The sequence below is a fragment of the Rheinheimera sp. genome (assembly GCF_965283995.1).
Lineage (GTDB): Bacteria > Pseudomonadota > Gammaproteobacteria > Enterobacterales > Alteromonadaceae > Pararheinheimera.
Genome location: NZ_CBDIQG010000001.1, coordinates 4,597,236 through 4,618,242 on the forward strand (window position 1 = coordinate 4,597,236; position 21,007 = coordinate 4,618,242).

The 21,007-nt window shown below is 52.7% G+C and carries 16 protein-coding genes and 2 tRNA genes; 14 read left to right on the top strand and 4 right to left on the bottom strand.

The window, feature by feature from the left end:
- The first annotated feature begins 47 nt into the window (after positions 1-47).
- Genes ACQ66Q_RS20245 through gpt form a run of 3 tightly spaced genes read left to right on the top strand, consistent with a single transcriptional unit; the run spans position 48 to position 2,479 of the window.
- On the top strand, positions 48-1,265 hold the full coding sequence (locus tag ACQ66Q_RS20245) for a phosphopentomutase (protein ID WP_430458425.1): 1,218 nt from the start codon (positions 48-50) through the stop codon (positions 1,263-1,265).
- A 20-nt stretch (positions 1,266-1,285) separates the two neighbouring features.
- The gene (gene deoD, locus ACQ66Q_RS20250) at positions 1,286-1,987 is read left to right on the top strand and encodes a purine-nucleoside phosphorylase (protein ID WP_208930560.1); all 702 of its coding nucleotides are present in this window, start codon (positions 1,286-1,288) and stop codon (positions 1,985-1,987) included.
- A 15-nt stretch (positions 1,988-2,002) separates the two neighbouring features.
- Entirely contained in the window at positions 2,003-2,479 is a 477-nt protein-coding gene (gene gpt, locus ACQ66Q_RS20255) for a xanthine phosphoribosyltransferase (protein ID WP_208930561.1), read from the top strand.
- A 93-nt stretch (positions 2,480-2,572) separates the two neighbouring features.
- On the opposite strand, the gene ACQ66Q_RS20260 is transcribed toward gpt, so the two are convergent.
- Positions 2,573-3,748, bottom strand: a complete 1,176-nt coding sequence (locus tag ACQ66Q_RS20260; RefSeq protein WP_430458426.1) for an endonuclease/exonuclease/phosphatase family protein — start codon at positions 3,746-3,748, stop codon at positions 2,573-2,575.
- A gap of 360 nt (positions 3,749-4,108) precedes the next feature.
- Between ACQ66Q_RS20260 and ACQ66Q_RS20265 the strand changes: the two genes are divergently transcribed.
- From ACQ66Q_RS20265 to ACQ66Q_RS20305, 9 genes are all read left to right on the top strand, one after another.
- On the top strand, positions 4,109-7,270 hold the full coding sequence (locus ACQ66Q_RS20265; RefSeq protein ID WP_430458427.1) for a TonB-dependent receptor: 3,162 nt from the start codon (positions 4,109-4,111) through the stop codon (positions 7,268-7,270).
- Between the two features lie 159 nt (positions 7,271-7,429).
- Positions 7,430-8,062 carry a uridine kinase gene (gene udk / locus ACQ66Q_RS20270; RefSeq protein WP_430458428.1) on the top strand — a complete coding sequence of 211 codons (633 nt, stop codon included), beginning with the start codon at positions 7,430-7,432 and terminating at the stop codon, positions 8,060-8,062.
- A 355-nt stretch (positions 8,063-8,417) separates the two neighbouring features.
- Positions 8,418-9,632 carry a NupC/NupG family nucleoside CNT transporter gene (locus ACQ66Q_RS20275; protein WP_377241057.1) on the top strand — a complete coding sequence of 405 codons (1,215 nt, stop codon included), beginning with the start codon at positions 8,418-8,420 and terminating at the stop codon, positions 9,630-9,632.
- A gap of 15 nt (positions 9,633-9,647) precedes the next feature.
- Complete coding sequence (locus ACQ66Q_RS20280; RefSeq protein WP_430458429.1) at positions 9,648-10,601, top strand: isopenicillin N synthase family dioxygenase; 954 nt, start codon at positions 9,648-9,650, stop codon at positions 10,599-10,601.
- A 220-nt stretch (positions 10,602-10,821) separates the two neighbouring features.
- A tRNA-Leu gene (locus tag ACQ66Q_RS20285) sits at positions 10,822-10,906 on the top strand.
- Between the two features lie 46 nt (positions 10,907-10,952).
- Positions 10,953-11,037, top strand: a tRNA-Leu gene (locus tag ACQ66Q_RS20290).
- 539 nt (positions 11,038-11,576) lie between these two features.
- On the top strand, positions 11,577-12,065 hold the full coding sequence (gene sixA / locus ACQ66Q_RS20295; RefSeq protein ID WP_430458430.1) for a phosphohistidine phosphatase SixA: 489 nt from the start codon (positions 11,577-11,579) through the stop codon (positions 12,063-12,065).
- Positions 12,066-12,248: 183 nt separating this feature from the next.
- Positions 12,249-13,424 (top strand): tetratricopeptide repeat protein, encoded by a 1,176-nt coding sequence (locus ACQ66Q_RS20300; RefSeq protein ID WP_430458431.1) that lies wholly within the window; start codon positions 12,249-12,251, stop codon positions 13,422-13,424.
- Positions 13,402-14,412, top strand: coding sequence for a M28 family peptidase (locus ACQ66Q_RS20305; protein ID WP_430458432.1), 1,011 nt, complete (start codon positions 13,402-13,404; stop codon positions 14,410-14,412). Before ACQ66Q_RS20300 ends, ACQ66Q_RS20305 begins: the two co-directional genes overlap by 23 nt.
- Here the strand turns inward: ACQ66Q_RS20305 and ACQ66Q_RS20310 are convergent.
- From ACQ66Q_RS20310 to ACQ66Q_RS20320, 3 genes are read right to left on the bottom strand one after another with little or no spacing between them, the layout of a single operon-like run.
- Entirely contained in the window at positions 14,391-15,905 is a 1,515-nt protein-coding gene (locus ACQ66Q_RS20310) for an FAD-binding domain-containing protein (protein ID WP_430458433.1), read from the bottom strand. The genes ACQ66Q_RS20305 and ACQ66Q_RS20310 overlap by 22 nt on opposite strands.
- A 3-nt stretch (positions 15,906-15,908) precedes the next feature.
- Positions 15,909-17,297 (bottom strand): FAD-binding domain-containing protein, encoded by a 1,389-nt coding sequence (locus ACQ66Q_RS20315; protein WP_430458434.1) that lies wholly within the window; start codon positions 17,295-17,297, stop codon positions 15,909-15,911.
- Complete coding sequence (locus tag ACQ66Q_RS20320; RefSeq protein WP_430458435.1) at positions 17,294-18,817, bottom strand: cryptochrome/photolyase family protein; 1,524 nt, start codon at positions 18,815-18,817, stop codon at positions 17,294-17,296. Before ACQ66Q_RS20320 ends, ACQ66Q_RS20315 begins: the two co-directional genes overlap by 4 nt.
- A 179-nt stretch (positions 18,818-18,996) precedes the next feature.
- Between ACQ66Q_RS20320 and ACQ66Q_RS20325 the strand changes: the two genes are divergently transcribed.
- On the top strand, positions 18,997-20,346 hold the full coding sequence (locus tag ACQ66Q_RS20325; RefSeq protein ID WP_430458436.1) for a sensor histidine kinase: 1,350 nt from the start codon (positions 18,997-18,999) through the stop codon (positions 20,344-20,346).
- A gap of 81 nt (positions 20,347-20,427) precedes the next feature.
- A complete protein-coding gene (locus ACQ66Q_RS20330; RefSeq protein WP_430458437.1) occupies positions 20,428-20,967 on the top strand; it encodes a ZrgA family zinc uptake protein in 540 nt (179 codons plus the stop codon).
- Positions 20,968-21,007: the final 40 nt, after the last annotated feature.

Below are 21,007 nucleotides of genomic sequence, written 5' to 3' on the forward strand. Positions count from 1 at the left end.
GCTGTGAGTCCACTGGCTTGCAGATCAAGCGCTGTAGGGGTCAATCCATGAAAAAAGCTGTGATTCTGGTATTGGACAGTTTTGGTGTCGGCAGTGCGCCGGACGCTGATAAATTTGGTGATAGCGGGGCCAATACCTTTGCAAGTATTGCCCGCGCTTTTGCCAATCATAAAGGCCGGCAGTTGCAACTGCCGAACCTGGCGAGACTGGGTCTCGTCAAAGCCGCGTTTGCGGCCTCTTCTGAAATGGCATGCGTGACTGACAATGAACCCGCCGTTGGCGCTTTTGGTTATGCCCGCGAATTGTCCAGTGGGAAGGACACACCGAGCGGCCATTGGGAAATCGCCGGGGTGCCTGTGTTGTTTGAATGGGGCTACTTTCTGAACAAACAACATAGTTTTCCGCAGGAACTGATCGACGAATTATGCCGCCGTACCGGCGTGCCCGGCATTCTGGGCAACTGTCATGCGTCTGGCACCGATATTCTGGTGCGCCTCGGTGACGAACATATCCGAACCGGGATGCCAATTTGTTATACCTCGGCCGACAGCGTGTTTCAGGTCGCTGCCCACGAAAGCCATTTTGGCTTGGACCGCTTATATCAGTTCTGTGAAACTGCCCGCCAGTTGCTGGATGATTACAATATCGGTCGGGTGATTGCTCGGCCATTTTTAGGCGATACACCGAACAACTACGCCCGCACCGGTAACCGCCGCGATTATTCCGTGTTGCCGCCAGCGCCGACAGTATTGGACAAACTGACCGCAGCCGGTGGTACCGTGGTCAGTATCGGTAAAATCGCTGATATTTACGCTCATCAGGGCATCAGTAAAGCGGTGAAGGCCAATGGCCTCGAAGCGCTGGTCGACAAAACCATCAGCGAATATCACGCCGCGCCGGATAAAAGCCTGATCTTCACCAATCTGGTCGATTTTGACCAGAACTATGGCCATCGCCGTGATCCGATTGGCTATGGCGACGCGCTGGAGTATTTCGACAGCCGGCTGCCGGAGCTGATGGCGATGCTTGAACCGGACAGTCTGATGCTGCTGACTGCAGATCATGGCTGTGATCCGACCTGGATCGGCACCGAACACACCCGCGAATATGTGCCGGTATTGTGTTACGGCCCACAAATCAACGCCGGTTCTTTGGGCGAGCGCGCCAGCTTTGCCGACATGGGCCAGACCTTTGCTGAGTATTTCGCATTGGACGCGCTGGCATATGGTCAGTCGTTTTTGACAGAACTCACCCGTACTCATTAAATAATCAGAGAATTAAGTTTATGACCACTCCACATATCCACGCCGCTGCCGGCGCTTTTGCTGAAACCGTGCTGATGCCGGGCGACCCGCTGCGCGCCAAACATATCGCTGATACTTTCCTGACTGACGTGCAGTGCATTAACACGGTGCGTAACATGTATGGCTTCACCGGTAAATATCAGGGCAAGCCGGTCAGCGTGATGGGATCAGGCATGGGCGTACCGTCGATGTCGATTTATGCCACTGAGCTGGTGAAGTTTTATGGTGTGAAAAATATTATCCGTATTGGTTCTTGTGGCGGCCTGCCGCTGTCGGTCAAAGTGCGCGAAGTCGTTGTTGCGATGGGTGCCAGCACCGATTCTGCCGTCAACCGTAACCGTCTGCAGGGCATGGATTTTGCCGCGCTGGCAAGTTATGACCTGCTCGAGCGCGCAGTCGCTGCGGCCCGGGCGAAAAATATCGGCGTGAAAGTCGGTAACGTCTTTACGTCAGACTTGTTCTACAACCCAAGCGACACGCTGTTTGATACGCTGGAAAAATACGGCATTCTCGGCGTGGAAATGGAAGCGGCCGGTTTGTACGGCGTTGCTGCCGAATATGGCATCAATGCTTTGGCGATCATGACGGTCTCTGATCATATCCGCACCGGCGAATCGTTAAGCCCGGATGAGCGCCAGACCAGCTTCAACGAAATGGTCGAAATCGCTTTGGCACTGGTGTAACAGGAGAGTTCTGACATGTCTTTATCCGGCAATAAAAACTTTTATGTGTCCTGGGAAGCGTTTCACCGCGCGACCAAAGAACTGGCGAAAATGTGTCTGCACGGTAATTTTGACAGTATTGTCGCGGTCAGCCGCGGCGGTCTGGTGCCGGCAACGATCATCGCGCGTGAACTGAACATCCGGGTGCTGGATACGATTTGTGTCTCCAGTTATGACCATGATCAACAACGCTCGTTGCAGGTACTCAAAGATGCCACTCTGCCGGATTCGGAGCGGCTGTTGGTGATTGACGATTTGGTTGATACTGGTGAAACCGCCCGCGCACTGCGTGAACGCTTTCCTAAAGCTTGTTTTGCCACTGTTTATGCTAAGCCACAAGGTAAAGCTCTGGTCGACAAATATGTCACCGACATTGAGCAGGACACCTGGATCCATCTGCCTTGGGATATGGAGCTGGCGTACAGTGCGCCGCTGGCAGAGCAACCACGTTAAGTAATGGTGTTGGATATAAAAACAGCAGCCAAGGCTGCTGTTTTTTTTCGGAGCGAAAGCGCCGGTCGCTGCTCAACAGCGAATACCGGCTTATTATTTTGCGCCGGTTAAGCTCATTTTGACCCAAACCAGCCGGTGATCTGAGCTGGCGCCGCGGCTGGCGACTGCATCAAACAAGGCTTCGCCTTTAACCGGCCAGAACACGCCGCTATTGTGCACAGTCACACCTTGCTTTGACGGTAATACATAGTCAGCACGCATCCGCCAGCCGGCGGTGTGGAATTTCGCCAGCGGATTATCCGGGCTGTGCGCTGCTCCACCAGCGCTTTGCGGCACAGGTTCATGCTGGATTTTTGCATGATTCACCAGCGCCTGAATCGCATCTCGATGCGCATCGCCTTCATCCGGCGACGAGTTCTGATCGCCCATCACCACAAATGGAGCGGAACTCTGATAGCCACCGCGAGTACCTTTATCGTCATAAATGTAGTCGGCGTTGCCGGATATATAATCGACCCAGAATCTGACTTCGTCATGGTTGCGATGGCCATTGCGGTTTTCCGCGCCATCAAACACCGGTGGCGTTGGGTGGCTGATCAATAAGTGCAGTGGTTTGCCATCGACATTGACCGGTAAATCCCAATGCGATTTACTGGATAGTGGCATGTTGGCCCAAGCGTCTGGACTGAACCAGGGACTGCCATCGGCTTTTTTGGTTGTTTTATGCCCCGGCATATCTTTCCATTTAAAATGCTGAAAGGTGCGGGCTTTGTCAGAGTCAATGGGGTAGCGCGATAACACCAGCATGCCATATTGGCCCGGATAATGCCCAAATCCCCAGGCATCTTCGGCGCCTGCGGCTTTGCCATCACTATTCAGATCATAACCACTCGGCTGGCCGGTATTGACGGTTTGGTAATAAAAGTAGGGATATTGCAGCGGTTGACCGCCGTGTTGTGGTTTCTGCAGATACTGCGCAATGAATTGCTTTACCCCGTGCGCCGGATCGGCAATGTAATCAAATTCGTTTAATAACAGAATATCCGGGCGCACTTGCTGCAAAATCGCCGCGATATTACGGATTTGCGCATTCTGGCCGCTGGCCAGTTCGCGGGCCAGTACTTGCGGGCCCAGCGGGCTGCCTTTGGCGACGTAGTTCTCGGATTCCATGCTGACATTAAAGGTGGCAATAGTCAGTTCAGTTGCATGCACGTGCAGACCTCCGCAGAGCCCCAGTCCGGCTAACAGACTTGTGATCAGTGATTTCATTGATAAAAATCCGACAGAAAAAGACCAGTGTAGCCTAACCAGATTTGCAGCGTTATCCCAGAAATTTCGGATTTAGATGGCTGGATAGCTGCAAATGTCGCCAAAATGCAGCGAAAATTTAAACAAACTTATTTAGCCTGCCTGCATATTTCTGGTCTGATATGTTACACTCGCATGACAACAGGCTCTTGACTGCAGATGTGCGGGTTAGTTCCGCAAACTGATATAAATATTTCATCAGTAAGTGCTTGTGTAAGAAAAACGTAATGTTACTGCGTTAAGCTTGCCACCCAAATTGGACACACAGTTTGGTTTTATTCAGGGTTTGACAATACCTACAACTACCAGGTGAAAAACGATATGAAAATCAGACATATTGCTATGGCCGTTGCCGTAGCCTTAGGTTCTAGCTATGCCATCGCTGATACTTCTTCAGCAATCCGCGGTCGTATTTCGAATCCTCAAGGCGAAGCCGCTGCAGGAACCAAAGTCATCATTCTGCACGTGCCGTCAGGCACCAGCCGCACTGTCGTCACCAACGAATCCGGCAGCTTTGTTGCTTCCGGTCTGCGTGTTGGTGGTCCATACAAAGTTATCGTTGATTCAGAGACTTACAACGACGAAACCGTCAACGACGTCTTCCTGCAACTGGGCGATACCTACCAGTTAAACCGTCAACTGCAATCTGCTTCAGTTGAACGCATTGCGGTGACAGGTTCTGCAATTGCAACTGTTGTTGCGACTGGCAGTTCAAGTTATTTCAGCGCCAAAGAAATCGAAAATGCGCCAAGCTTAAACAACGATTTAAAAGACATCGTTAAAAACAACCCGTTAGCAGTGTTGTCACCAAAAGACGGCGAGCTGAGCGTGGCAGGGACTAACCCACGTTTTAACAGTATCAGCGTCGATGGTATCTCTCAGAACGACGATTTCGGTCTGAACGCCAACGGTTACCCAACGACCCGTACACCAATTTCTTTTGATGCTATCGACCAGGTTACTGTGGATGTATCACCATTTAACGCCAAAGCTGGTGGTTTCCAGGGTGGTAATATCAACGCTGTGACCAAGTCTGGCGCCAACGATACTTTTGGCTCACTGCGTTATGAAATCAAAAACGACAGTCTGGCCGGTACACCAGAAAACCAATTCGCAGCCACTCCAACCAATCCAAAGGGTGAAGTGCCACTGAATTTTGAAAACAAAAACTGGGCTGCCACATTAGGTGGTGCAGTGGTTGAAGACAAACTGTTCTACTTCGTTGCTGCTGAGCAATATGATGCAACGCCTCCGCTGGAGTGGGGTCCGGTTGGTTCTGGTCTGTCAAACGCTGCATTAGTCAGCCAGGCAGATCTTGACCAGATCATGCAAATCGCCAAGAACGTCTACGGTGTTGACGCTGGTGACTGGAATGTGAACCCGGAAGAAACAGATGAAAAGTTACTGGTCAAATTGGACTGGAACATTTCTGATATTCACCGTGCGGCTTACACCTATCAGTACAACAAAGGCAACCAGACGCAAAATAACCAGTCAACCACGACTCGGATGCGCCTGTCGTCTAACTGGTATAACAAAGAAGAAACACTGAACAACCACGCAGTGAAACTGTATTCAGATTGGACTTCAGAGTTCTCAACCCAGTTAAGCGCCACTTATATGGACGTTGCCACTGTTCAGGCATCTCTGGGCAATTACGGCGAAGCCATTATCAACGTGCCACGTGTAGGTGGTACTGCGACTCAGACGACTTCAGTGAATATCGGCAGCGATGTTAGCCGTCATTCAAATGACCTGAGAAAGAAAACCTGGATCATCGCCGCTGATGGTGAGTATCTGATGGACGAGCACCGTTTGTCTTTCGGTTACCAGATGAAACGCCTCGACATTTTTAACTTGTTCCTGCAACGCACTAAAGGTGAGTACACCTTCAGCAGCATCGCGAACTTCCAAAACCGTTTAGCACAATCAGTGCGTTACCAGAACTCTGTGACACACAACCCGGATGATATCGCTGCGAGCTTCGTGCGTGACGAACATGCGCTGTATGCACAGGATGAATGGGCTGTTACTGACGAATTCACGTTAAACTACGGTCTGCGTTATGAGCGTTTAGGTTCTAACGATAAATCAACCTATAACAAATTCTCTGAAGCCCGTACTGGTCTGCGTAACGACGAGAACCTGGATGGCGTCGATATCTTCTTACCACGTGTTGGTTTCAGCTACCTGATGACCGAAGACCTGACTGTCCGTGGTGGTGTCGGTCGTTTCTCCGGTGGTCAACCAACAGTTTGGGTGTCTAACAGCTACTCAAACCCAGGGATCGGAACCGGTGACCGTTCACAAAGCAACGTGGCGAACGTCAGCCTGAGCCAAGTACCACAGTCATTAAAAGATGCAGTTGCTGGTGTCACGACTGGCGGTAACACCAACCTGGTTGACCCGAACTTCAACCTGCCTTCTGACTGGCGTGCGCAGTTAGGCGCTGATTACATTTTCAGTCTGCCGCTGATTGGTGATGACATCACCTGGACCACTGAATATCTGTATATCAAGAAAGAAGACAGTGCAGTGTGGAAAGACCTGTCGCTGGCTGACAGCGAAAAAGTGGGTACTACAGCAGACGGTCAACGGGTGATTTATAACGACGCTGACGGTGTGGTTGATATCATGCTGACCAATGCTGATCAAGACGGCCGTTCTAAAGTATTCAGCACCCAGTTAGCGAAAAACTGGGACAGCGGCGTCAGCTTACGCACGTCGTACACCAACATGGACATCACTGAAGGTGCACCTGCGACTAGCTCTACTGCTGGTTCTAACTTCGGTAACAATGCGGTGATCAACCGCAACGACATGTTGATTGGCCGTGGTGCATTTGAAACTGAACACCGTTTTGTACTGAACCTGGGTTATGAAACTGAGTTCTTCGCCAACTACGCGACTAACTTCAACCTGTTCTACGAGCGTAAATCAGGTAAGCCAATTACTTATGTATTGGGTGTCACCGAGTTCAACAGCACCAACAAAGCAGTGAACCCGTACCTGCAGTTAAGCCCGGGCACGACCAACAACTACTTCCTGCCATTCATTCCGAAAAAGGGTGATACCAGTGTTGTAACGTTCGCCGATGCAGCGTCTGAAACTGCGTTCTGGAACACGGTCACTGCGTTAGGCCTTGACAAATACCAGGGGCAATACTTGCCAAAAGGCGCGAACACTACGCCTTGGGTAACGACGCTGGACTTGTCTGTGCGTCAGGAAATTCCTGGTTTTGCCGACGGTCATAAAGGGTCTGTTTACTTCACAGTCGACAACCTGCTGAACCTGATCGACAAAGATAAAGGCAAAGTATACGGTGATGACTTTGGTGATTTGACGCTGACGAACTTCACGTTGAATCAAACCAACAACAAGTATGTGTACAGCAACGTGACTAGCAACACCCGTAACTGGGACAAGTTCTACACTGAAGAATCAACCTGGCGTATCAAAGTAGGCGTCAGCTACAAGTTCTAATCAGAACTGTTGTTGATTGAAAAAACGCCGGCTTGTGCCGGCGTTTTTGTTTTATCTGCCACCGACCGGCTGACAGGCGCATTTTCCCGCTTCTGGCAGTTTCTAATCTGGCCGGAATTGGCGATAATTAGCGAACTATCCTAAAAGAAGAAAAACATCGTGGCCAAACCTACCATCATTGCTATCGCCGGCGCTTCAGCGTCTGGCAAAAGTTTATTTGCTTCCACCGTCTATCAGGAATTGGTGGCAGAATTTGGCGGAGAACGCATCTCCGTGTTAGCAGAGGATGCTTATTATCGTAATCAGGATCATCTGTCGATGGACCAGCGCGTGCTGACCAACTATGACCATCCTGCAGCTTTTGAACACGAATTGCTGGCGCAGCATTTACAGCAGTTACGCGACGGCAGTGCGGTGGAAATGCCGCAATATTGTTATAAAACCCATACCCGTAAAGCCGAAACGATTAAGGTGCAACCAGCCAAAGTGGTACTAGTCGAAGGCATTTTGCTGCTGACCGACGCACGTCTGCGTGAGCAGTTTAATATCACAGTGTTTATGGATACGCCGCTGGATATCTGTTTATTGCGCCGGATTAAACGCGACGTAGAAGACCGTGGTCGCACTATTAGTTCGATTACTGAACAATATGAAAACTATGTCCGGCCGGCGTTTTTTGAATTCATTGCGCCATCTAAGCAATATGCCGACATCGTGGTGACCCGCGGTGGTAAAAACCAGATTGCGATTGATATTCTGAAAACCAAAATCCGCGCATTGCTGGCTAATTAATCTGGCCTCAAATGCGACAGCAAATCCCGCTAAGGCGGGATTTGTTGTTTTTAGTGATTGTCGGTGATTTTCTTTGATCTGGTAGCGAACTTGCGGTGATATCCAGCCATCTATTTGTTTGCATTGCTGTTAAATTAGTCTCTTTTCAACTGCAAGTATTCTGCTATATAATTGTCCGGCAAAACTTCAAGTTCAGACAACCCCATAAGAGCAATTCCAAGCCCGAGCACTCAGCTCAGGCTCCCGCTTTGAAACTGTAACTACTTGATCTTTTGATGCTATCCTAGGATTTCAGCATCACAAGAACAATAATTCCGCAGTGCTGTAGCGGACCTAAAATCCAAGGAAAATCAATATGATGAGTTTAGTTGGCATCGCTGCCATCTTATTAATCGCTTATCTTTGCTCAGCGCACCGCCATGCCATTAAATGGCGTACCGTCGGTGGTGCTTTTGCAATTCAGCTGGCGATTGGCGCTTTTGTGTTATACGTCCCGGCCGGTAAAGACGTGCTGATTAGTGTGTCAGACGCAGTTGGCTCGGTCATTGGTTATGCCAACCAGGGTATTTTATTTTTATTCGGTGACGCTGGCGCGAAAAAATATGGCTTTGTGTTCGCCATTCACGTCCTGACCGTCATTATTTTCTTTTCGTCATTAATTGCTGTGCTGTATCACATCGGCGTGATGAAAGTGGTTATCGGCGTCATTGGTGGTGGCTTGCAGAAACTGCTTGGCACCAGCCGGCCGGAATCGATGAGCGCGGCGGCCAATATCTTTGTGGGCCAAACCGAAGCGCCATTGGTCGTGCGGCCATTTATTCCAACGATGACCCGCTCCGAGTTGTTTGCGGTGATGGTAGGGGGCCTGGCTTCTGTTGCTGGCTCGGTACTGGCAGGTTACGCCGGCATGGGGGTTGAGCTGAAGTACTTAATTGCAGCCAGCTTTATGGCGGCACCAGGCGGTCTGCTGATGGCAAAACTGTTGTTGCCGGAAACGGACACGCCGAAAAACGATCTAACTGAAATCAGTTCGAACGAAAGCAATACTAACGTGATCGATGCTGCCGCATCAGGCGCAGCCAGCGGTTTGCAGCTGGCGCTGAATGTGGGTGCGATGTTACTGGCTTTTGTCGGTCTGATCGCACTGGTCAACGGTATCGTTGGCTGGGTCGGCGGTCTGGCTGGTTTTGAAGGTCTGACATTGCAGCTGATTTTTGGTTATTTGTTCCAGCCACTGGCGTTTATTTTGGGCGTCAACTGGGAAGAAGCACGTCTGGCCGGCAGTTTTATCGGGCAGAAACTGGTGATCAATGAATTTGTCGCTTACGTTGATTTTATGAAGCATGTGCAGGCCGGTGAATTGTCGGCGCATACGCAGATTATTGTCACGATAGCGCTGTGTGGCTTTGCGAATTTCTCGTCGATTGCCATTTTGCTGGGTGGTCTTGGCAGCATGGCGCCAAGTCGGCGCAGTGATATCGCAGAGCTGGGTTTAAAAGCCTTGTTTGCCGCAACATTAGCGAATCTGATGAGTGCGGCCATCGCAGGCTTTTTCTTCTCGTTAAGTTAAAAACAGGTCGATATTATGACTCAACAACAAGTCCCTACGTTGGACATCAGACGGTTTGCCACCGACAAAGACGCCTTTGTTGCCGAAATTGGCAAAGCCTACACTGAGTTTGGATTCTGTGGCATTAGTGGCCATGGCATAGCAGACGAAGTGGTTGGGGAAACCTACAAAGCAATTAAACAGTTTTTTGCTTTACCGACTGAAGTAAAACAGCAGTACCATGTGCCGGGTCAAGGTGGCGCACGGGGCTACACGGGATTTGGCGTTGAGAAAGCCAAAGACAGCAAGCATCCGGATTTAAAAGAGTTCTTCCATGTTGGCCGCGAGCTGAATGGCCCAGCCCAGCATGAATGCTTGTATCCGAATGTCTGGCCAAGTGAAGTGCCGGAGTTTAAAGCGGCAACTTATACGCTGTATCAGGCGCTGGAAAACCTCGGTTGCCAAGTGCTGGAAGCTTTGGCGCTGTTCTTAAAGCAAGAACAAAAATATTTCGCTGACAAAGTGGATTACGGCAACTCGATTTTGCGGCCGATCCATTATCCGCCGATCCAGGATACTTCGACGCAAAGTATCCGCGCCGGGCAGCATGAAGATATTAACCTCATCACCTTATTGGTGGGTTCGCACGAATCAGGTCTGGAAATTTTACGTCGCGACGGCAGCTGGCTGCCGGTAACGACCATTCCGGGCACTATCGTGGTCAATATCGGCGATATGCTGCAACGTCTGACCAACCATGTGCTGCCGTCAACGACGCATCGCGTGGTGAATCCGGCTGGCGCTGCTGCAGGTCAGCCACGTTATTCGATCCCGTTTTTCATGCACCCGAATCCGGATTTTGTCATCGAAACGCTGAGCTCTTGCGTCAGTGCTGAGAATCCGGACCGTTATCCGGAACCGATTAATTCCAACGACTATTTATTACAACGTCTGGAAGAAATTGGTCTGCTGAAAAAAGCCAAGTACTGATCTTTGTGTTGAGCTGAAAAACGGAGCCAAGTGCTCCGTTTTTTTATGCCGGCAGCACAACGAAGCAGACAGTTAAAAATGACATATCGGGCGGGACTGCCGCAGATTTCTGCAGGTTGCTGATGATTTGTGCAATCAACCTGCTTTTGCCAGATTTTTTGCATTCAGCAGTTGACGACTTTGTCACTGGCGCATAATATGCACGGCGTCGGCGGCATATGCCTCGGTGGTGGAATTGGTAGACACACTAGCTTCAGGTGTTAGCGCTTCGCGGCGTGGGGGTTCGAGTCCCCCCCTAGGCACCAAAGTCGCAGACAAATAAAGTCGTATTGCAAAATACGCAGAACACATGCCTCGGTGGTGGAATTGGTAGACACACTAGCTTCAGGTGTTAGCGCTTCGCGGCGTGGGGGTTCGAGTCCCCCCCTAGGCACCAAATAATCCAGCTTAATGCTGGATTTTTTGCATTTTACATCCCTGTAAAATGTCCCTGCGGGACCCTCCGGCCTGCACCAGAAGCGCAGGCGTTCAGCCGGCAGCAAGCCAAACTATTGGCTTGCTGAAAGACCGGCTTCACCCAATGGCGGTCCAAAAAACGGTAGGATTGCCGTTTTGCACAGCTTTAGCTGCCGTCAGGCGAGCGACACGGATGTTGCGAGTGAATAACGTTCCGGACGTTTTTGTGTTTTTGGCGTTCGCCAAAAATCCCTGCGGGACCGGCGTTCCGCCGTCCAAAACCGCTCGAAGGCGGTTTTGTGTTTTCTACATCCATGTAGAAAATTGCTTCGCAACCAGCCTGTGGCTGTCAAAAATCGCTCCTGGCGATTTTTTTGCATTTTACATCCCTGTAAAATGTCCCTGCGGGAGCCGCTCGCTTGCAACAGCGTTCAATCGGTATTTTTTCTCATTGCTTTCTGTCTTGTTGTTGTCATCTGGATCGCTGACACTGTGGGCTGACTTGTACCCGGAGTGCTTATGTCGGTTCAGACCATTTACCTGTTACGTCATACCAAAGCAGAAGACCGATCGGTGTTGCGACCTGATGTCGATCGCTGTCTGGTGGAGAAAGGCCGGCAGCAGGCGCTGCGGATTGGTAATTTTATTCGCCGTCAGCAATTGCAGCCAGATCTGGTGCTGACCAGTCCTTATCCCCGAGCCTTACAAACTGCGATGCTGGTGTGTGCCAGTGCCGATTTGCAAACGCAAGTCCAGGAGACTTTGTGGCTGTCACATGGCACCGCCGCGGAAATACAGCTGGCACAAATCGAGCAAGCGCGGGCAGACTGGCCGGCTACGTTGCTCCTGGTCGGGCACGAGCCTGAGTTATCCCAGTTGTTGGCGCTGATGCTGGGGTGCAGTGCACATCAATTGTCGGTGAAAAAGGGCACGCTGGTCGCTGTGCAATATGACGCGCAGGCAGGTTGGCGTTTGCTGTGGTCGTTACCTTGCCAGCTGATGCGTTGAATAATCATTCGGCAGCGTTACGTTAAGTTGCCAGAATTTGCCAGTGTTGTTGTCGTCCTTTCATCCCTTCTTCGCCCTGCTTATCACAAATATTTGCCATGACAGGGTCACAAAGCACTAAGCTGAAATATTGCTTGCCTGAGATCCTACGGGCGACAACTTCAGCGGTGGTGGAGGTGTGTGATGTGGCGAATAGTACTGATGCTGCTGGTGGCAGCGCTCACCGGCTGTCAGCAGACGCCGGCGAATCAAATGTTGCGTTCTGCTGACGATTTATTACAAGATCAGGCATTTATGCCGGTTGATACTCCCATCGAAACGCGTGAGCAGATTTTTAACCTGCCAGAAGATCTGGTGCTGAAGGCGCGCCAGGAAATACTGGCCTACTCGGATCCGCGTGAACGTAGTCTGGCGTTATTGAAGTTTATTTTTCGCGAGCAGACCGACCCGTTGCAATACGTCAATAATGCCACACTGACGGCACTGCAAACCTATGAGCAACGCGAAGCCAATTGCCTGTCTCTGACCATCTTGTCTTATAGTCTGGCGCGGTCGTTGGGATTTCGCGTGCAGTTTCAGGACGTCCAAATCCCCGAATACTGGATCACCCGCAATGGCACCAGCGTGCTGAATGGTCACGTCAATCTGGTGGTGACTCCACCTTATCTGCAAACGCTGGCCAAAACTTTTATCTCGGCTTCGCACAATTTCCTGATTGATTTTGAACGGGCAGGTGGCTCGCGTGAGCGTCTGCCGGTACGTAAAATTCGCGAAGCGGATATCGTGGCGCTGTTTTACAACAATAAAGCAGCTGATGCGATGCTGACACAGCAGTTTGATTTAGCTTATCGTTATTTGCAGGAGGCTGCTGCCGTAGCGCCGACAGTCGCAGCCACCTGGAATAATCTGGCGGTGCTGTATCGCCAGCGCAATATGCCCGAAGCTGCCGAGCTGGCATATTTACAGAGCCTGGCACTTGAACCGGACCACCCGAATACCATGGCAAACCTGGCGATTTTATATGACCTGCTCGGCCGTCATGCCGATGCGACGCGGCTTATCGATAAAGTGCAGCAAACACGGCTGCGTAATCCGTATTATTTTGTTATGCAGGGCAATGAAGCTCTGAGCCAGCAGCGGTTTACTGATGCTGAAATAGCCTTTCACCGCAGTATCCGTTTAGAACCGAAAATGCCGGAGGCGCTGTTTGGTCTAGCCCGTGTGGCGATGCTGCAGCATGACTATGCCGCCGCGTCTGGTTATCTGCAGCGTGCAAGACTGCATGCTGCGCCGGGTGCTGATCGCCGCTTGTATGACCATAAAATTGAGATGCTGAATGCTGTGGCGCAAGCTGATTAAACAGCAGCTTGTGCGCATCGGCTTGCTGCTGTCGCTCTGCGTTATCGTACCGAGCATGGTCGTACCGCTCGCAACGGCAGGCGACAATGCCACGCAGCACGACACTTACTGGCTGCAGGCCTGGCAGGATGTACAGCAGTTGTCAGCGGACGACATGGCTGGCCGCGCTACCGGGACTGCCGGCAATCAGGCGGCTCGTTTGTATCTGCAGGCGCGTTTTGCTGAGTTACAACTGCTGACAGCTGGCGACAGCTATTTTCAACCCTTTGCCTTTACAGAAGGCTTCAGTCAACGCCAGGGCGTCAACGTGCTGGGACTGCGGCGTGGCTGTGTGCATCCGGACCGCTATATCGTCGTCACGGCGCATTACGATCATCTGAAACCCCGCGGCAAAAAAATCTTTAATGGTGCCGATGACAATGCGTCTGGCGTTGCCGGCCTGTTGTATCTGGCCGCGCAAACTTTGGCACAGTGTCCGGCCTATTCGTATTGGTTTCTGGCGACCGATGCCGAAGAGATGGGGTTGGACGGGGCGAAAGCGTTTCTGGCGGCGCCGCCGGTGCCGCGTGCGCAACTGCTGCTGAATATCAATTTGGATATGATCAGCCGCGGCGAAATGAATCAGCGTTTGTATCTGGCGGGTAAAAAACAATTACCACAGCTGAATACGTTCGCTGCCGCCGCAAAAACGCCGTTAAAGTTGACGCTGGCGCATGACGGCCGTCAGTCACGACTCGGTCGCCACAGCAACGCCGCCGTTGATTGGGCTAACGCTAGTGATCATGCGGTGTTTCGCAAAGCCGGCATGCCGTATTTGTATTTTGGTGTCGACGTGCATCCGCAATACCATACGCCACAAGATGACTGGCAACGGATTGATCCGGATTATTTCCGCGCTGCCCTTGAATTGATTGAGCAAAGCCGGCGCTGGGCTGATGCATTACCGCTTGCTGAACTGGCTGCGGCTCAGAAATCCAGCGTCAACTGAGGCGCTGGTGCGGTCTTGAGCGGGCGCCGCTGCAGTGGCCGCTTGCGGCTGGCATGGCGTTCCCGCACCTCTTCGCGGCCTTGTTGCCAGACTTGTTTGTCATATTGGCTGTGCCACTGGGTCAGCCGGCTGCGCGCTAATCGGGTCGACTGAACTAAATCGACGATGGGCAGCGGGTAGTCCCGACCTGGCACCCACTGATATTGTCGTTGCAATGTGGCGGGCAATAACCAGGGCTGGTGTAGCCAGTCGTTCGGCAGTCGCGCCAGTTCCGGACACCACTGCCTGATAAAATGGCCTTGTGGATCTTTCAGCAGGCTTTGTTTCAGCGGGTTATACATCCGGTTCGGATTGATCGATGTAGTGCCAGCCTGCATTTGGATCTGTGGATAGTGAATGCCGGGTTCGTAGTCGGTAAAACAACGGGCCAGATGCAAAGCCACCGGGCGCCAGTCCAGCCATAGCTGATAGCTGGCAAAAGAAACCAACATCGCGCGGGCGCGAAAATGCAGCCAGCCGGTGGCGACTAAGCACCGCATCGCCGCATCGATCAGTGGATAACCGGTTTCACCGCGTTGCCAGGCCTGAAACAACGCCGGTTCAAACTGGTCCCGCATGCCCTGATACAGCGGCTGCATTGGTAAAAATTCAATGCGTGGTTCATCTTCCAGCTTCTGGATAAAATGGCAATGCCAGCGCAGCCGGCTAAAAAAAGCCGCCAGGGCCTGCTGCTGTCGCGGATCGGTTTGTTGTTTCATCTGCAGGTAAGTGTGTTGCTGCAGCTGGCGCAGACTTAGCTGACCGGCGCTCAGATAAGGACTGAGTCTGGAACAACTCTGGCCGGCCCGTGCCGCAATCGAGATATCGCGCTGATAATGTTTACTACGAAACTGCCAGAAAGAATCCAATGTCGGTTGTAATGCCTGCGCTTGTTGCAGCTGCAGCATCTGCGGTAATTCGCGGCGTTGCGGCACTTGCCACAACGATTCGCACCAAGGCGCTGCGGTCAGGAAGGGCAATGCAGCCGGAGCGGCGACACAAGGGCTCCGTAAAAACGCATCGGCTTGTTCGAACCATTGATCCCGATGCTGCAGACGACGTTTGACCGCATGCTGGCGATATTGCTGCCACGGCAGACCGAGTTCCCGCAGCAGTTTGCCAACCGCTTCATCGCGTTGATAAGTCCACAGATTGCCGGTTTCCTGGTGACTGACCACTTGCTGCAGCGGAAATTCGCGGCACAGTTCGCGCAGGACACGGGTTGCAGGCCCGCGCCGTACGAGCAGAGGTTGGCCCAATTGGCTGAGCTGCTGATGTAAGCCATAGACGGCATCGCGCACAAATTGCCATTGGCGCACCGAGGTGTCTGGCTGCTGCCAGTAATCCGGTTCAACAATATACAGCGGTAGGACTGCCCCCTGTTGCAGCGCGCGCACCAGCGGCTCATGATCGTCGATCCGCAGATCACGTTTAAACCAGACCAGCGTCAGCATGACTCAGTGTTCCGGCAGTTGCTGCAGCTGTTGTAAATACTGTTGCCAGGTCCAGGCTTGTGGTGCCGGCCAGCCTGGTTGCTCGTAGGGTTGATGGCGATGTTGACCGTCGTCCGCTTTTCCGAGCAGTAAGCTGGTAAAGGCAGCGGCCTGATCATATTCCAGCGCCTGTTTCAGCGCATTAAAACTGCGCGGTGCTGAATACAAAGCGCCGGCAATATAGGCCCAGTTGCCCCAGTTACTGGCAACGTCGTAATCCAGCAGCTGCTGTTCAAACCAGGCGGCGCCGAGGCGCCAGTCACAGCCAAGCTGAAACATCAGATAACTGGCGACATTCTGCCGGCCACGGTTAGACATCCAACCGGTTTGTGCCAGTAGCCGCATATTGGCATCAATAAACGGCAGCCCGGTTTCACCCCGACACCAACGCTCGAAACCTTCTCCTGCCACGCCGGGTTGGCCGGGGACCAGATGCAGCCCGAGCCCTTGATGGCGGAAACATGCCAGTGGATGTTTGCGTTGCAGATGGCGGAAATATTCGCGCCACAGCAGTTCAAACCGCAACCAGTAACTGGACTCACTCTGACCAAACTTATGCTCGTATTGCAAGATCAACTGCCATACCAGACGCACCGACAACGTGCCCTTGCTCAGCGGGATTGACAGGAAACTGGCAAAATCGGTGCCGATCAGCGCATTACGGCTGAGCTTGTAATGTGATAAATGCTGCTGCAGATATTGCTCAAAACGGGCCAGTGCGGCAGTTTCGGTTTGTGCCTGCCAGTCCATGATCCCTGCGTTCAGCTGAGCGGCGAGCGCAGGCGCTACTGTTACCGGTGGCGCTGCAAGCATGGCCGGAAGATCTGATAAAGCGATAGCGGTGGCGACATCCAAAATGCCGTTTAACTGTGAAACCGCGACAGGCTGATGCTGTGGCGGCCGCACATTCAGTTGCGGCTCGCGTTGCTGGCGAAAAGCGGTAAAGCTACGGGGCAATGTAGCAAGGTCCGGTCTTAATTCGTCGGCCAGCAGTGAATTCAGATCCAGATACTGCATCGGCAGATCTGTGCCCCAGCGATACTCGTCAATGGCGGTTGGTTCGGCTGCGGCGATCCGGTCTATCTGATATTGCGCACAGAGCTGGCGCAGTACTGTCGCGGGCTTGCCATGGCGCAATAATAACGGGATCCCCAGATTAGCCAGGCGCTGTTGAAACTGATAAAGCAGGCCGAGTTGCTGTTGCAAGCGGCGGGAACTGGCCCGCTGCTTGCGAAATTCGGCGGCAGGCAAAATACACACCAGCAGCGCAACATCGCGTGTTGCCGGCAGGCTCAGTAAGGCGTTGTCATCAAGCCGCAACAGGTCATTACAGAACAGCAGCCAACGGGTCATAGTTGCTCCAGATGGATCAAAAGGTCAGCAGCCTTATCGCGCAGTGCCTGCTGTACGTCGGGGCTTTTGCGGCGCCATTGCTGATAGGTCAGTTGCATGCGGGCATTACTGCCGAGTTTGTCGCTGTTGCGGGCGATAAAGTCCCAATACAACGCATTAAACGGGCAGGCGGTCGGGCCGGTGCTTTGTTTCACATCGTAGTGACAGTGCTGACAGTAGTTGCTCATTTTGGCGATGTAATTGCCACTGGCGACATAAGGTTTTGACGCCAGCACGCCACCGTCAGCAAACAGCGCCATGCCGAGTGTATTTGGCAGTTCGACCCACTCATAGGCATCGGCATACACCGCTAGATACCATTGTGTCACATCGTCCACGGATAACCCGGCCAGCAGCGCGAAGTTGCCGGTCAGCATCAGGCGCTGGATATGGTGCGAATAGGCATGATCGATAGTATGACGGACCGCCTGAGCCATGCAGTTCATCTTGGTGCCGGCATGCCAATACCAGCCCGGCAAAGGCCGGTGCGCATCGAAAAAGTTTAACTCGCGGTACTGCGGCATCTTCAGCCAGTACAAACCCCGCACATATTCCCGCCAGCCAATGATTTGGCGGATAAAGCCCTCGGCGGCGGCCAGCGGCACTGCGCCGGCTTTCCATGCCTGTTCTACTTGCAGGCAAACCCAGCGTGCGTCAAGCAGGCCGCAGTTCAGATACATGCCGGCCAGGCTATGGAACAAAAAGGCTTCATCCTGGCGCATCGCATCCTGATATTTGCCAAACAGCGGTAAGCGATGCTGCACAAAATGTAAAAAAGCTGCTCTGGCGTCCTTGCCAGTGACAGCAAAACAAAAGCGCTCCGCCTGGCCCATATGGCCGGCGAAATGGCGCTGCACCATGCGGATCACATCAAGGGTGATCGCATCCGGCGCAAATTCTGGCGCTTGTGGTAACGCTAAATCGGGCGGGCAGGGCAGCCGGTTCTCTGCATCAAAATTCCATTGCCCGCCGACCGGACCAGTTCCATCCATCAACAGGCCGGTGTAACGGCGCATCTCCCGGTAAAAGTATTCCATCCGAAAACTCTGCCGGCCGTCGGCCCAGCGCCGGAACATGGCGTGACTGCAGATAAACCGGTCGTCTTCGACAATTTCCACCGGCAGGCCAAGTTGTTGCTGCCAGGTCTGTATCTCAGTCGCCAGCCGGTGTTCGGCCAATTCAGTCAGGCGGACGCTGTCGATACCGCTCTGTTGCGCCAGCACCTGGCGGACTGCGGCCAGCAGGGAGGGCACTTGCTGTTCGTAGTCGAAATAATGCACCTGATAACCCTGCGCCTGCAGCGTGGCGGCAAAGTGACGCATGGCACTGAACAACAACACCAGTTTGAGCTGATGATGCGGCGCGTAATGGGCTTCGGCCTTTACTTCCGCCATGACGATCTGGTCGCCGGGTTGCAGCGCACGCAGCGAACTCAGCGCGGGGCTCAGTTGGTCGGCCGTCAGCAGAATTAACGCCGGCATCAGTAGGAATTCATTGATTTGTATAACATTTGGGGAATTTCATCGCAAAAGCAGCATCTGTGAAATGACTACGCGAGATTTTCTGCGCTGGATCAATGTTTCAGCCCGGCAGATCAATTTACAACGGCGCCACTTTTCGTTAGGTTAGTTTTTCAGCAAACAGGTAGCGGGGGCGGGTTGTGGATCCACTGGAACAAATTTTACTGGATGTATCTGCATCGCCGCTGATTGATCTTGGCGCCTGGGACCAAGCCAGTCAGTTAATTCTGCAAAGCGTACAACACGGCTTGCAGGTGCAGCGCGTCAGTTTGTGGCTGTATGATCAGGATGATTACAGCATGGTCTGCCAATTGTTATTGGATGGCCATGCGGTGGCGACAGAGCCTTTGCGGTTAACCGCCAGCCAGTTTCCGGCCTATTTTCAGGCGCTGCGCCGTGAGCGCGCGATTGTGGCGCATGATGCCCGTCATGACGCCAACACCGCCGAGTTTCTGGAACCTTATCTGCGCTCACATCAGATTTTTTCCATGCTGGATTTACCGGTCCGCCACCTTGGCAAAATGATCGGCATTATTTGTTGTGAGCAGACCGGGCAACCGCGCTACTGGCAGGATAGTGAAGTCCGTTTTGCTGCTGCACTGGCTGATCAGGTCGGCCGCGCTCTAAATGCCGATAGGTTTCTCAGTGCACAAAGCCAACTGGAACAACTGAATCTGCAGCTGGAGCAACGGGTGATGCTACGCAGCCAGCAGCTGGCTGATTCGGATGAAATTGTCCGGCGCGCTCATCAGCAGATGGAAGCACAGGCCCGGCTTGCCACGTTGGGCGGCATCGTGGCCGGTGTGGCGCATGAAGTGAATTCACCACTTGGCGTGGCGCTGACCGCCAATTCATTGCTGGAACAGCGGCTGCAGGATTTTATCCACGGTATGCGCCAGCGCTCGTTCAGCGCAACTCAGGCGATGAGCGTGCTGGAACAGATGCATGAAAGTTCGTTGTTAGTGACCGCGAATTTGCAGCGGGCGCAGCGTTTAATGGAGCAATTCAAAGACACCGCCGCCCATCAGACCCGGGTTGAATCCGCGCCGGTCGCGTTTCGCCAGCTGGTAGTGGATTTGCTCGCCAGCCTGACTCCGGCCACCCGGCAAGTACCGGTGTTTCCGGATGTGTATATCGATCCGAATCTGATGTTGATCACCGCAGCCGATGTCTGGTTGCAAATTCTGACCAATCTGGTGATTAACAGCTGTCTGCATGCATTCACGGACACCGCGTATCCATCGGTGAGCATCAGCGCCACGTTAAATGAGCAGCATGAGCTGAGTTTTATTTATCGCGATAATGGCAGTGGCCTGACGCCACAGGTACGCCAGCGGATTTTTGAACCATTTTTCACGACGAAACCGAATCAGGGCGGTACTGGCCTTGGCATGTCGATATTGCGCCAACTGGTCGAGAAAAAACTCAGTGGTGAATTGCGGCTGCTGGACGGTCCGGGTTTCGGCCTGCAAATCAGTTGTCTGGCGTAACCGACTGGTCAGTTCGATGGTTTTGTTATAGTGTCACATTTTAGCCGGAAACGGCGGCATTGCTGATGTGGAGATTTTGCTATGCGTTGTCACACTGTTATTCCGCTGCTGGCGGTATTTAGTATCCCAGTCACCGCCGTTGCGGCAGAGCCTGCTCAGAGCAGCTCGCATGGGGCTCATGTCCATGGTCAGGCGCAGCTCAGCTTTGCCACCGATGCGCAGCAAGTCGAACTGCTGCTGGAAAGCCCGGTCGTGAATTTAGTCGGTTTTGAACATGCCCCCGGCAGCGCGGCAGAAAAAGCGGCCTGGCAACAAAGCCAGACGCTGTTACAAAGCGGTCAGTGGTTACAGTTGCCGGCTGCGGCGAATTGTCAGTTGCAGCAACAGCAGCTGAATGAGCCCTGGTCGAAGTCGGCGGATCCGCATCACCATGCCGATGTCGAATTGAGTTTAACTTATCAGTGCAGTACCCCGGCTGCACTGACGGAGGTGCGGTTAGATCTGTTTCGTCATGCTGCCGATTTGCATCAGGTTGACGTGCAATGGGTGAGTGGACAGCAGCAGGGCGCAGCGACGCTAACGCCAAAACAACGCGAATTTCGCTTAGCACCGGCCAACTAACGCGGTCTTTAATAAAAAAAATACCGGCATAAAAAAACAC

Coding starts and splice junctions, on each gene's coding strand:
- ACQ66Q_RS20245 (WP_430458425.1), top strand. CDS start 48: ATGAAAAAAGCTGTGATTCTGGTATTGGACAGTTTTGGTGTCGGCAGT.
- deoD (WP_208930560.1), top strand. CDS start 1,286: ATGACCACTCCACATATCCACGCCGCTGCCGGCGCTTTTGCTGAAACC.
- gpt (WP_208930561.1), top strand. CDS start 2,003: ATGTCTTTATCCGGCAATAAAAACTTTTATGTGTCCTGGGAAGCGTTT.
- ACQ66Q_RS20260 (WP_430458426.1), bottom strand. CDS start 3,748: ATGAAATCACTGATCACAAGTCTGTTAGCCGGACTGGGGCTCTGCGGA.
- ACQ66Q_RS20265 (WP_430458427.1), top strand. CDS start 4,109: ATGAAAATCAGACATATTGCTATGGCCGTTGCCGTAGCCTTAGGTTCT.
- ACQ66Q_RS20275 (WP_377241057.1), top strand. CDS start 8,418: ATGATGAGTTTAGTTGGCATCGCTGCCATCTTATTAATCGCTTATCTT.
- ACQ66Q_RS20280 (WP_430458429.1), top strand. CDS start 9,648: ATGACTCAACAACAAGTCCCTACGTTGGACATCAGACGGTTTGCCACC.
- sixA (WP_430458430.1), top strand. CDS start 11,577: ATGTCGGTTCAGACCATTTACCTGTTACGTCATACCAAAGCAGAAGAC.
- ACQ66Q_RS20300 (WP_430458431.1), top strand. CDS start 12,249: ATGTGGCGAATAGTACTGATGCTGCTGGTGGCAGCGCTCACCGGCTGT.
- ACQ66Q_RS20305 (WP_430458432.1), top strand. CDS start 13,402: ATGCTGTGGCGCAAGCTGATTAAACAGCAGCTTGTGCGCATCGGCTTG.
- ACQ66Q_RS20310 (WP_430458433.1), bottom strand. CDS start 15,905: ATGCTGACGCTGGTCTGGTTTAAACGTGATCTGCGGATCGACGATCAT.
- ACQ66Q_RS20315 (WP_430458434.1), bottom strand. CDS start 17,297: ATGACCCGTTGGCTGCTGTTCTGTAATGACCTGTTGCGGCTTGATGAC.
- ACQ66Q_RS20320 (WP_430458435.1), bottom strand. CDS start 18,817: ATGCCGGCGTTAATTCTGCTGACGGCCGACCAACTGAGCCCCGCGCTG.
- ACQ66Q_RS20330 (WP_430458437.1), top strand. CDS start 20,428: ATGCGTTGTCACACTGTTATTCCGCTGCTGGCGGTATTTAGTATCCCA.